Source organism: Phenylobacterium sp. (genome assembly GCF_035944335.1).
Lineage (GTDB): Bacteria > Pseudomonadota > Alphaproteobacteria > Caulobacterales > Caulobacteraceae > Phenylobacterium.
Map to the genome: position 1 here is coordinate 1 of NZ_DASZBG010000063.1, position 11,935 is coordinate 11,935.

The 11,935-nt window shown below is 71.3% G+C and carries 12 protein-coding genes and 1 pseudogene; 12 read left to right on the forward strand and 1 reads right to left on the reverse strand.

What is annotated here, in order from left to right; genetic code table 11:
* Nucleotides 1-1,328: M28 family peptidase (locus VGT80_RS11075; RefSeq protein WP_327455747.1), on the reverse strand; the 1,328-nt coding region annotated here is incomplete at its 3' end.
* 391 nt (nt 1,329-1,719) lie between these two features.
* Between VGT80_RS11075 and rplU the strand changes: the two are divergent.
* The 12 genes and pseudogenes from rplU to VGT80_RS11135 form a co-directional block, all read left to right on the forward strand.
* Nucleotides 1,720-2,211 (forward strand): annotated as a pseudogene (gene rplU / locus VGT80_RS11080) (50S ribosomal protein L21); the annotation flags it as partial.
* 377 nt (nt 2,212-2,588) lie between these two features.
* Nucleotides 2,589-2,861: a 50S ribosomal protein L27 gene (gene rpmA / locus VGT80_RS11085; RefSeq protein WP_327455749.1), complete on the forward strand. Its 273-nt coding sequence runs from the start codon at nt 2,589-2,591 to the stop codon at nt 2,859-2,861.
* 130 nt (nt 2,862-2,991) lie between these two features.
* Nucleotides 2,992-3,537, forward strand: a complete 546-nt coding sequence (locus VGT80_RS11090; protein WP_327455751.1) for a GNAT family N-acetyltransferase — start codon at nt 2,992-2,994, stop codon at nt 3,535-3,537.
* A gap of 151 nt (nt 3,538-3,688) precedes the next feature.
* Nucleotides 3,689-4,750, forward strand: a complete 1,062-nt coding sequence (gene obgE, locus VGT80_RS11095) for a GTPase ObgE (protein ID WP_327455753.1) — start codon at nt 3,689-3,691, stop codon at nt 4,748-4,750.
* Nucleotides 4,747-5,889, forward strand: a complete 1,143-nt coding sequence (proB, locus tag VGT80_RS11100) for a glutamate 5-kinase (protein ID WP_327455755.1) — start codon at nt 4,747-4,749, stop codon at nt 5,887-5,889. Before obgE ends, proB begins: the two co-directional genes overlap by 4 nt.
* 154 nt (nt 5,890-6,043) lie before the next feature.
* The gene (locus VGT80_RS11105; protein ID WP_327455757.1) at nt 6,044-7,315 is read left to right on the forward strand and encodes a glutamate-5-semialdehyde dehydrogenase; all 1,272 of its coding nucleotides are present in this window, start codon (nt 6,044-6,046) and stop codon (nt 7,313-7,315) included.
* Complete coding sequence (locus VGT80_RS11110) at nt 7,281-7,940, forward strand: nicotinate-nucleotide adenylyltransferase (RefSeq protein ID WP_327455758.1); 660 nt, start codon at nt 7,281-7,283, stop codon at nt 7,938-7,940. The genes VGT80_RS11105 and VGT80_RS11110 overlap by 35 nt, the downstream gene beginning before the upstream one ends.
* 128 nt (nt 7,941-8,068) lie before the next feature.
* Nucleotides 8,069-8,440, forward strand: coding sequence for a ribosome silencing factor (gene rsfS / locus VGT80_RS11115; RefSeq protein ID WP_327455808.1), 372 nt, complete (start codon nt 8,069-8,071; stop codon nt 8,438-8,440).
* A gap of 216 nt (nt 8,441-8,656) precedes the next feature.
* Nucleotides 8,657-10,045 carry an amidase family protein gene (locus tag VGT80_RS11120; RefSeq protein WP_327455760.1) on the forward strand — a complete coding sequence of 463 codons (1,389 nt, stop codon included), beginning with the start codon at nt 8,657-8,659 and terminating at the stop codon, nt 10,043-10,045.
* Between the two features lie 81 nt (nt 10,046-10,126).
* Complete coding sequence (locus tag VGT80_RS11125; RefSeq protein ID WP_327455762.1) at nt 10,127-10,498, forward strand: endonuclease domain-containing protein; 372 nt, start codon at nt 10,127-10,129, stop codon at nt 10,496-10,498.
* Between the two features lie 82 nt (nt 10,499-10,580).
* Nucleotides 10,581-11,045, forward strand: a complete 465-nt coding sequence (gene rlmH, locus VGT80_RS11130) for a 23S rRNA (pseudouridine(1915)-N(3))-methyltransferase RlmH (protein WP_327455764.1) — start codon at nt 10,581-10,583, stop codon at nt 11,043-11,045.
* Nucleotides 11,045-11,893: a murein hydrolase activator EnvC family protein gene (locus tag VGT80_RS11135; protein WP_327455766.1), complete on the forward strand. Its 849-nt coding sequence runs from the start codon at nt 11,045-11,047 to the stop codon at nt 11,891-11,893. The genes rlmH and VGT80_RS11135 overlap by 1 nt, the downstream gene beginning before the upstream one ends.
* Nucleotides 11,894-11,935 lie beyond the last annotated feature (42 nt).

An 11,935-nucleotide genomic window follows, 5' to 3' on the forward strand; every position in this document is an offset into this window, starting at 1 on the left:
GCGCCGGGGAAGACGGCCGGGCTCTCGTAGGCGTCAGGGGAAATGGCCGTAACGCCGAAGAAGAAGTCGTCGATGTTGACGTTCCTGAGGGTGGTCGTCGTCCCGCCTGGGACAGAGGCGCTGTGGGTCCATCGCGGTTCGGTCGTGGCGCGCCACACGACGCGGTAGGCCCGCGCGCCCGGCGAGGGCTTCCAGCTCAGGGTCGTATTGGGCGTCACCGCGCCCTTGATCTCCACCCCGGCCGGGGGCGCCGGGGCCATGGCGAGGGCGGCCATGGTCACCACGTTCAGCCGCGTGACCTTGGCCAGGTAGGGAAAGTCGACGCCCTCGATCACGTCGCCGTAGCGGATCGCGTTCTCGGTCCTGAGGTCCTGGTGCTGGCGGTTGTAGTTCTCGGTGGCTTCGGTGACGCGTACGGCGGGGTAGCCCGCCTTCAGCATCTCCACCTGGTCGCCGCCGCGGCCATAGCGGTCGGTGCGATAGACCATCACCACGTCGAGGCCCTTCACATAGCGGACGGCGAGGCGGTCCATGAACCGGCCGAGGTTGCGCGAGGGGCTGTCCACCTCGCCGCCGTTGTAGCGCCGCTTGTCGGCTTCCTCAGCCGTCTCGGTTGTCCGCGTACCCTCGGAGAAGACCCGCACGCGCCTGTCGTCGTGGACGCCGGAGACGCCGTGGGTGTTGCCGACGATGTCGTTGTTGAGGTCGCCTTCGACGCGCCAACTTCGGGCCACGGCATAGTCGGCGAGCACATGGCCGCCATAGAGCCCCTGCTCCTCGCCCGACAGCACGGCGAACACCAGGGTGGCGGGGAATCTGTGCTTCGACAGCACGCGGGCCGCCTCGATCACCGCGGCCGTGCCCGAGCCGTCGTCGTTGGCGCCCGGCTCCTCGGCATTTACGTTCATGATGTCGGTGACGCGGGAATCCAGGTGGCCGGAGATGACGATCACCCGGTCCGGATCGGTGGTCCCGCGCTGGATGGCGAGCACGTCCATCACCTCGACCCCATCGGGCGCCCGCTTGCCGGTGAACCGCTCGGAGGGCGTCTCGATCGTCAGGCAGCCGCCGCAGTCCCTGGACATGGCGGCGAACTCGGCGGCCACCCAGCGCCGCGCCGCGCCGATGCCGCGGGTGGACGACGCCGTATCGGAAAGTGTGTGGCGGGTGCCGAAGCCCACCAGGCGGGCGATGGTGGCGTGCTCGCGCTCGGCGGAGACCTCGGCCGCCAGGCGACGGAGCAGGGGATGATCGAGCTGCCGGGGCTGGGCGGCGGCGGGCGCGGCGATGAACAGGCTGACGGCGATGAGGACGGCGGCGCGGCGCAAGGTGGAACTCCGACAAGAGGGCCGGGACCTTCGCGCCAGCGGGCGCGGAATTCAATCCGCGGCGGAGCCTAGAAGGCGCCCAGCAGGGCCTGGCTGAACCAGCCGGCGGCGAAGCTGACCAGGGCCATCGATCCGAAAAAGGTCAGGGCGGGCATGAAGCGATCGTCGTGGCTCACGGGTGGACCTCTCCTCGTCGCGTTCGGCTCATCAAAGCTCCAGCACGCCGAGGGTTCCGACCGATATGGCCCGCGGGCGCGCGACGTGCGAAAACGCCTCGCGCTTCGTTGACTTCGCCGGACCTTTCCGTATAAGTCCGCCCCTCTCGCCCGCGGGGCCTCCTGCGGGCGCATTCCGTTTTGCACCAAAGCTCTAGTTTCGAAGGCGCGCGAAGATGTACGCGGTGATCAAGACCGGCGGGAAACAGTACCGGGTTCAGCCCGGCGACCTGCTGGTGGTCGAAAAGCTGGACGGCGAGCCGGGCGCGAAGATCGCGTTCGCCGACGTGCTCATGCTGGGCGAAGGCGAGACCGTCACGGTCGGCGCGCCGCTGGTGGAAGGCGCCCAGGTCTCCGCGACCCTGATCGAAACCCGCAAGGGCGAGAAGGTGAAGATCTTCAAGAAGATCCGTCGCCAGGGCTACCGCAGGACCCGCGGCCACCGCCAGCTGCAGAGCGTGCTGCGCGTGACCTCGATCGCCGGCGCCGGCCAGGAAGCCAAGTGGGACGGCGAAGTGAAGCTGGTCACCAAGGCCGAGCTCGACGCCCGCGCCCGTGGCCTGACCTTCGTCTCCCCGGCCGCCCAGCTGGAAGCCGCGGCGGCCGCCAAGGCTCCGAAGGCGGCCAAGGCTCCGAAGGCGGCCAAGGCTCCGAAGACCGCCAAGGCTCCGAAGACGGCCGCGCCGAAGACGGCCAAGACGGCCGACGAGGTCGTGGCCTCCGCCGAGGTGAAGACCGCCATGGCGGCAGCCGAGACCAACGCCCCGGTGGCGGAAGCTCCGGCCAAGCCGAAGGCGGCGGCGGCCCCAAAGGCTGCCCCCAAGGCTGCGACGCCGGCCAAGGCCAAGGCCAAGCCCGCGAAGACGGCGGCGCCCGCCAAAAAGACCGAAGCTGCGAAGCCCGCGGCGAAGAAGGCGGCGGCCCCCAAGGCCGCGGCCAAGACCGAATCCAAGACGCCTGCGGCCAAGAAGGCTCCGGCTGCGAAGAAGAAGGACTGAGGCGCCGCCTGAGTAAGGGCGACGTTTCAGAGATTTAGGAGAGCACCATGGCTCACAAGAAATCCGGCGGCTCCTCGCGCAACGGGCGCGACTCGGCCGGCCAGCGACTGGGCGTGAAGAAGTTCGGCGGCGAGGCTGTGCTCGCCGGCAACATCATCGTGCGGCAGCGCGGCACCAAGTGGCGCGCCGGCGACAATGTCGGCGTGGGCAAGGACCACACCCTCTTCGCGCTGGTGACCGGCGCGGTGAAGTTCGTGACCAAGCGCGACGACCGAACCTACGTGACGGTGGTCCCGGCCATGGACGCCAACGCCAGCTAAGCGGAGCCTCCATACCGGTTCCGCCCCCAAATCGAGGCGGACCGGGCAAAGACTCAAGCGGGGAGTCCGGTCAGCCGGGCTCCCCGCTTTTGTTTTGGGCCTCCTCGACGAGGCCCGGGAGGTAGACGAGATGTGCGCCATTGAAGTGAGCCCCATCGAGGTCAGCCCCGTCATCGCGACGGAGCGGCTGGTGCTGCGCGGCCCGACGCCGTCCGACCAGGACGCCATCGCCGGCCTGGCGGCCGACATCAACGTGGCCGGCCAGACCGTGGCCATTCCGCACCCCTATTCGGACGCCGACGCCCAGGCCTATGTGGACCGCGTCATGCGGCTCGACTGGGGCCGGGAGGCCGCCTTCGCCATCGAGCACCGCACCTTCGGCGTGGTCGGCATGCTGGGCTTCAGGACCGAAGATGGGCGGCCCGATCTGGGCTACTGGATCGGCCGGCCCTACTGGAACCGCGGCTATGCCACCGAGGCGGTGCGCGGCGCCCTGACGTGGGTCAAGCGCGACTGGCGCAAGCGGCTGGTGGTCGCCGGCCACTTCGCCGACAACCCGGCTTCGGGCCAGGTGCTGTGCAAGGCGGGCTTCCTCTACACCGGGGAGGTCGCGCTGAAGCCGTCGCGCGCGCGGGGCCGCGAGGTCCCGACCCGCATGATGGTCTGGCTGGCCTAGCCCAGATCGTCATCCTCCGGCCCCGCGCTGCGGGGTCCGGGGGACCCAAGCGGCCCCGGCCAATTCAGCTTGGGTCCCCCGGATCGACCTGCGGCCGACCGGGGGATGACGAGTGGGGGGCGGCGCGCGTTCATGGTATCGGCGGTTTGAAATGAAATTCCTCGACCAGGCCAAGATCTACATCCGCTCCGGCGCGGGCGGCGGCGGCGCCGTCTCGTTCCGCCGCGAGAAGTACATCGAGTACGGCGGCCCCGACGGCGGCGACGGCGGCCGGGGCGGCGACGTGTGGGTCGAGGCCGTGGAGGGTCTGAACACCCTCATCGACTACCGCTACCAGCAGCACTTCAAGGCCGGCACCGGCGGCCACGGCATGGGCCGCAACCGCCACGGGGCGGACGGCGAGGACGTGGTGCTGCGCGTGCCGGTCGGCACCCAGGTGCTGGCCGAGGACAAGGAAGAGCTGATCGCCGACCTGGACGTGGCCGGCAAGCGGCTGCGGCTGCTGAAGGGCGGCAACGGCGGCTTCGGCAACACCCACTTCAAGGGGCCGGTCAACCAGGCGCCGAAGTTCGCCAACCCGGGCCAGGAAGCCCAGGACGCCGTCATCTGGCTGCGCCTGAAGCTGATCGCCGACGTCGGCCTCGTGGGCCTGCCCAACGCCGGCAAGTCGACCTTCCTGGCCGCGGCCAGCGCCGCCAAGCCGAAGATCGCCGACTATCCCTTCACCACCCTGCAGCCGAACCTCGGCGTGGTGGACCTGTCGGTGGGCGAGCGCTTCGTCCTGGCCGACATCCCCGGCCTGATCGAGGGCGCCAGCGAAGGCGCGGGGCTCGGCACGCGGTTCCTGGGCCATGTGGAGCGCTCCGCCACCCTGATCCACCTGGTGGACGCGACCCAGGACGACATCGTTGGGGCCTGGCGAACGGTGCGCCAGGAACTGGAAGCCTATGGCGAGGGCCTGGCCGACAAGGCCGAGATCCTGGCGCTCAACAAGATCGACGCCATCGACGAGGCGACGCGCGCCGCCAAGCTGGCTGAGCTGGAAGCCGCCGCCGGCATCAGGCCGCGGATGGTTTCCGGCGTCTCCGGCGAGGGCGTGCGCGAACTGCTCCGCGCCGCCTGGCGCCAGGTCCGCCTGAACCGCGGCGAGATCGTCGACGACGACGAGGACCAAGAGGCCGCCGACCCAGGCTCCGGCGGCTGGGCGCCATGAGCGAGCTGGCGGCCGCCAAGCGGATCGTCGTCAAGGTCGGCTCGGCCCTGCTGGTCGGCGCCGAGGGGACCGCCGACGCCCACTGGCTGCACGCCTTCGTCGCCGACATCGCCCGCCTGCGCGCGCGGGGCCAGCAGGTGCTGGTGGTGTCCTCCGGCGCGGTGGCGCTGGGCCGCCGCCGGCTGGCGCTGGCCAAGCGGGCGCTGACCATGCCGGAGAAACAGGCGGCCGCCGCCGCCGGCCAGTCGGCCCTGATGCGCGCCTGGGAGGAGGCCTTCGAACCGCACGGCCTGGCCTGCGCCCAGGTGCTGCTGACCCGCGACGACACCGAGGTGCGCCGGCGCTGGCTGAACGCGCGGGCGACCGTCGACACCCTGCTGGGCCTGGGCGTCATCCCGGTGATCAACGAGAACGACACGGTGGTCACCGAGGAGATCCGCTACGGCGACAACGACCGGCTGGCCGCCCGCGTCGCCCAGATGATCGGGGCCGACGTGCTGGTGCTGCTCTCCGACGTGGACGGGCTCTACACCGCCGATCCCCGGCGCGATCCAGCCGCCGCCCACATCGCCCGCGTCACCCGGCTGACGCCGGAGATCGAGGCCATGGCCGGCGGGGCCAACGCCACGGCCGATGTCGGGACCGGCGGCATGGCGACCAAGCTCGCCGCCGCCAGGATCGCCAGCGCCGCCGGCTGCGCGACCGTCATCACCATCGGCCACCGCCCCTCGCCGTTGGCGGCGCTGGAGGCGGGCGACCAGCGGGCGACGATCATCGAGCCCTCCACCACGCCTGCCGCCGCCTACAAGGCCTGGATCGCCGGCAGCCTGGCGCCGGCCGGCTCGCTGGTGGTCGACGCCGGCGCCGCGGCGGCGGTGCGCAAGGGCAAGTCCCTGCTGGCGGCCGGGGTGCGCGGCGTCGACGGCCGCTTCGGCAAGGGCGACGCCGTGGTGATCCGCGACGACGCCGGCGCCGAGATCGCCCGCGGCCTGGTGCGCTACGACGCCGCCGACGCGGCGCGCATCTGCGGGCTGAAGTCCGACGCCATCGAGCCGGAGCTGGGCTACACGGCGGGGCCCATGGTGCACGCCGACGACCTGGCCGTTCAACCGTCATCACACGGTCAGCCGAAAGGCTGATCCGGGTGACCCAAGCCGAGCTCGAGGCCCGGAAGGCCGCTTGGGTCCCCCGGATCGTCCTGGCGGACGACCGGAGGATGACGAGCCAGGTTTGTTTGCCGGGGCGTCGAAGAACGCCTAGGTAAGGCTCAGAGAGCATATCGGAACCCTCCGGATGGACGACGCGGGCGCGAGCTTGCAGGCAGAGATGAGCGCCATGGGCCGGGCCGCCAAGGCCGCCGCCCTTGCCCTGCGCCTCGCCGACGCCGCCACCCGCACCCGGGCGATCGCCGCCATGGCGCGTGCGGTGCGCGCCGCGGCCCCGGGCATCCTCGCCGCCAACGCCCGCGATGTGGCCGCCGCCCGGGCCGCCGGCCTCGCCCCGGCCCTGGTCGACCGCCTGCTGCTGGACGCCGAGCGTCTGGAGGGCGTTGCGCGCGCCCTGGAGACCGTGGCCGAGATCCCCGATCCGGTGGGCGCCGAGATCGCCCGCTGGTCGCGCCCCAACGGCCTCGACATCGCCCGCGTCCGCACCCCCATCGGGGTGATCGGCATCATCTACGAGAGCCGGCCCAATGTGACCGCCGACGCCGCGGCGCTGTGCGTGCGCGCCGGCAATGCGGTGATCCTGCGCGGCGGGTCGGAGTGCCTGGCCAGCAACCTGGCGATCCATGCGGCGCTGGCCAAGGGCCTGGCCGACGCCGGCCTGCCGCAGGCCGCAGTGCAGATCGTCCGCACCGCCGACCGCGCGGCCGTGGGCGCGATCCTCGCCGGCCTCGAGGGCGCCGTCGACCTGATCATCCCGCGCGGCGGCAAGAGCCTGGTGGCCCGCGTCCGGGCCGAGGCCCGGGCGCCGGTGCTCGGCCACCTGGAAGGGCTGAACCACGTCTTCCTGCACGAGAGCGCCGACCTCGCGAAGGCCATCGACATCGCGGTCAACGCCAAGATGCGCCGCGTCTCGGTCTGCGGGGCGGCCGAGACCCTGCTGGTCGACCGCGCGGCGGCGCAGGCCCTGCTGCCGCCGGTGGCGCGGGCGCTGATCGCGGCCGGCTGCGAGCTGCGCGGCGACGCCGCCGCCCGCGCCATCGTTCCTATGGCCGAAGCCACAGAGGATGACTGGACGACCGAATATCTGGCGCCGGTGATCAGCATCGCCGTCGTGGACGGCGTGCAGGGCGCGGCCGACCACATCGCCGCCTACGGCTCGGCCCACACCGACGCCATCGTCGCCGAGGACGCCGGCGCGGCCGAGACCTTCGTCGACCTGGTGGATTCGGCCATCGTGCTGGTCAACGCCTCGACCCAGTTCGCCGACGGCGGGGAGTTCGGATTCGGCGCGGAGATCGGCATCGCCACGGACCGGCTGCACGCCCGGGGCCCGGTCGGCGCGGAGCAACTGACGACATACAAATATGTGGTTCGCGGGACCGGCCAGACGCGTCCCTGAGGCCGGGCGGCCCGGGGCGCTGCGGCTTGGCCTGCATCTCGAGCCCGGGATGCGGGTGGGGCTGTTCGGCGGCTCGTTCAACCCCGCGCACGAGGGCCACGCCCATGTGGCCGAGACCGCAAAGCGCCGGCTGAAGCTCGACAAGGTGATCTGGCTGGTCTCGCCGCAGAACCCGTTGAAGCCGACCCACGAGACCGCCGACCTGGCCCAGCGCCTCGCCGGCGCCCGGGGGCTGGCCAACGAGCGCGGCATGATCGTCTCCGACGCCGAGACGCGCATCGGGGCGCGCTACACCATCGACACCGTCCGCGCGCTGAAGGCCCGCTACCCGCGGGTGCATTTCGTCTGGATCATGGGCGCCGACAGCCTGGCCAGCTTCCACCGCTGGCGGGGCTGGACCCAGATCATGCGCGAGACGCCGGTGGCGGTGGTTTCCCGGCCGTGGATCGCGCTGAAGGCCCGCTTCTCGCCGGCCGCCAAGCGGTTTGCCCGCTATCGCATCCCCTCCTCGCGAGCGGCGCTCCTGCCCGGCATGAAGCCGCCGGCCTGGGTCTTCCTGCGCGGGCCCTTCAACTACCAGTCCTCGACCGCCTTGCGGGAGCGCCAGCGCCGAACCACGTCTTGAAGAGTTCGTGAGACCCGGGGCGGCTTTTCCGTGCTAGGGTCGTGGGTAGCGAGGATATCAAAGGAGCAACCCCGCTGGACCGTAAGACCGCGCCCCGCGCGCAAGAGGCCTCCGCCCCGCCCCCCGCGGTGGTGGCCGAGCCCTCCGAAGACCAGAGCCGCAGCCACGCTCTGGAGGACATGATCCTGGCCCGACTGGACGACGACAAGGCCCAGGACGTCGTTTTCATCGACCTCAAAGGCAAGAGCCCCGTCGCCGACGCCCTGATCGTGGCCTCCGGCCGCTCGCACCGCCATGTCGGCGCCATGGCCGACCACCTGCTGCGCGCCCTCAAGGACGAGGGCTACGGCAAGGTGCGGATCGAAGGCCTGCCGCACTGCGACTGGGTGCTGATCGACACCGGCGACGTGATCATCCACCTGTTCCGGCCCGAGGTCCGCACCTTCTACAACATCGAGAAGATCTGGTCGGTCGACTCCGCGCACCGCGCGGTGAGCTGAGCCCGATCCGATCCCGCTCGTCCCGGCGAATGCCGGGATCCAGATCGCAAGGCGCCAGCGTCTGAGTGGACGAACTCAGCGGTCCCAGGGCCCACATCCCAGACATTCCATCTGGGTCCCGGCCTTCGCCGGGATGAGCGGGTGGACCAGGGACCGTATTGCCAGCATGGACTCTGGTTCTCTGCGCCAGCACGATAGGCGCCGGGAGGATGAGCCATGTCCGAAACGCTTTCGAGAGACCTGCTGGACCTGAGCGCCGGCGAGCTGGCGGCCGCCGTGGCCGCGCGCAAGGTGAGCGCGCTGGAGCTCACCGATCAGGCCATCGCCCGCATCGAGACCCGCGACACGGCGATCAACGCCGTGGTGGTGCGCGACTTCGATCGCGCCCGTGAGGCGGCAAAGAGCGTCGACGCCGCGGTGGCCAAGGGCGAGCGCCGCCCGCTGATGGGCGTGCCCATGACGGTCAAGGAATCCCAGGACGTGGCGGGCCTGCCCTCCACCTGGGGCTTCGAGATGTTCAAGGACTATGTGGCCCCGACCGATGGCGTCGGCGCGGCGCGGCTGAAGGCGGCGGGCGCGGTGATCCTCGGCAAGACCAATGTGCCCCCCATGCTGTCGGACTGGCAGTCCGCGAACCCGATCTACGGCCGCACGGTGAACCCGTGGGACCCGACCCGCTCGCCCGGCGGCTCCTCCGGCGGCGCGGCCGCGGCGCTCGCCGCCGGCATGATCCCGCTGGAATTCGGCTCCGATATCGGCGGCTCGATCCGCGTGCCGGCGGCCTTCTGCGGCGTCTATGGCCACAAGCCGAGCTACGGCCTGGTCCCCGTCCGCGGCCATGCGCCGATGGGCATGACCGGCGTCGGCGTGCCGCTGGCCGTGGTCGGGCCGCTGGCCCGCACCGCGGGCGACCTGCAGCTTGCCCTCGACGTGCTGGCCGGCCCCGACGAGCTGGAGGCGACGGGCTATCGGCTCGACCTGCCGGCCCCGCGCCACGCCAAGCTTGCCGACTACCGCGTCCTGATCCTCGACACGCTCCCGCACGTGGCCACCGACAGCGAGATTCGCGCGGCCCTGGGCGACCTCGCGACACGGCTGGAAGCCCGCGGCGCCACCGTGGCCCGCGGCAGCGACCGGCTGCCCGACCTGGCCCAGGCGCACCAGACCTACATGGCCATCCTGGACACGGCGCTGAGCCGCGGGCGGCCCGGCGCGACGCCGATCAACGCCCACGAGTGGATGGGCCTGCTGGACGCCCAGCTGCTGTTGCAACGTCAGTGGGCGAGCCTGTTCGAGGCGTTCGACGTGGTGCTGGCCCCCACCTTCGGGGTCGTCGCCTATCCGCACGTCGAGGAGACCGATCCCGCCAAGCGGGTGCTCATGGTCGACGGCGAGCCGACGCGCTATTTCGACCAGCTCGCCTGGCCGGCGCTCGCCCTGGTGGCCAATCTGCCCGCCACCGCGTTCCCCTCCGGCTTCACCAAGGCGGGCCTGCCGATCGGCCTGCAGGCCGTCGGGCCCTACCTGGAGGACCGCACCACCATCGGCTTCGCGGGGCTCCTGGAGCGCGAGTTCGGCGGCTTCCACGCGCCCCCTGCGCTGTAATCTATCTTGCCTCCCCCGTTCACGGGGGAGGGGGACCATCGCCCGAAGAGCGGATGGTGGAAGGGGCGAAAGCCGCACGGAATGCGATTCTCGATCCTCACGTCGAAGCGGGCGAAGGCGCTCCGCAGAAAGCTGACCGAACCGGAGATCATGCTCTGGTCGCGGCTGAAGGGTCGGGGCCCGGATCAGCCGAAGGTCCGGAACCAGCACCCGCTAGGCCCTTACATTCTCGACTTCTTTTGTCCGGCGGCGCGCCTGGCGGTCGAAATCGACGGCGCGACCCATGGTGACGAGGCGCAACTCGCGCACGACCAGCGGCGCGACGCTTGGTTGCGAGCTCAGGGCATCGAGGTCTTTCGCATCCCGGCTTCCTCCGTGTTTGCAGACCTCGATACGGCCGCCGACGGCGTCAGGACTGTTGCGCGGTCTCGAATGAAGCCGGCGCCAGGATGAGGCAGTTGGAGCCAAATCCCGCCCCTTCCACCACGCGCTCTTCGGCGGGTGGTCCCCCTCCCCCGCTGCGCGGGGGAGGCAAATGAAGATCGCCATCGTCGCGGTCGGGCGGCTGGCGCGCTCGCCGGAAACCGAGCTGGTGAAGCTCTATGTGGAGCGGGCGACCGCGGCCGGGCGCGCGCTGGGGCTGGGCCCCGTCGAGGTGATCGAGGTCGAGACGAAGAAGACCGGCAAGGCGGCCGAGGCGCAGGCGCTAGGGCCCCATCTCGCCGAGGCGCATCTGATCGCCTGCGACGAACATGGCCGCCAGCTGGCCTCGCGCGCCTTCGCCCAGGAGATCGGCAAGCTGCGCGACGACGGCGTCCGCCGTCTGGTCTTCGTGATCGGCGGGGCCGACGGCCTTGATGCCGCCTTGCTGGCGCAGGCGAAGTCGGCGCTCGCCTTCGGCCCGCAGACCTGGCCCCACGCCCTGGTCCGCGCCATGCTGGCCGAGCAGGTCTATCGCGCGGTCTCCATCCTGGCCGGATCGCCCTATCATCGGGACTGATGCTTCAGCGCCGCCTCCTCGTTCCGCTCAGCCTGACCGCCCTCGTCCTGGGCGGCGCAGCGATCGCCGAGACGGGCGAGCGGCTGGCGCGGCTGAATGTCGAGGAGACGCAGCTCTCGGCCGAGCAGGCGCGCAACATGAGCCAGCTGGCGCGTCTGCTGTCGGTGCTGGAGGAACTGAAGCGCGACCCCCCGCCGGCCCTGCTGGTCTCGCCCAAGGACGCCAAGGACGCGGTGCGCGCCGCCATCCTGGTCAGGGCCATGGCGCCGGAGTTGGAGGCCCGCGCCCGCGGCTATGCCAGGAGCGCCGGCGAGATGGCCCGGCAGCGCCGGCTGGCCGCGGTGGAAAGCGAGGCGCTGTTCACCCGCGACAGCCAGACCGCCGAGGCCGCGCCCTCGCCGAAACCCGCGGAACTGCCGCTGCGCGGCGCGGCCGAGCCGGAGCAGCCGTTCCCGGCCCGCGCGCCGGATATGCTGTTCCGGCCGACGCCTGGCGAGGTGGTCCACCGTTTCGGCGACCCGCTGCCGAGCGGCGGCCGCTCGAATGGGGTGACGCTCGCGGCCCCGAAAGCCGCAAAAGTGGCCAGCCCCGGCTCAGGCCTTGTGCAATACGTCGGTCCGGTGAAGGGATGGGGCGTCATCTTGATCTTAAGACTGAGCGGCGGATACCATCTGGTGTTGGCGGGTCTGGATCGTTCGTCCGTCTCGGTCGGACAATCCGTCGCGGCGGGTCAGGCTGTCGGTTGGATGCCGGATAGTCGACAATCGACTTCGGAACTCTATCTAGAGGTCCGGAACCAGGGCTCCCCCGTCGATCCGGCGCGGTGGCTGAAGACGAATGCGGGCTGAGGCGCCAAGGATGTGTCTCGCGGGGGCTCGTATCAGATGCGG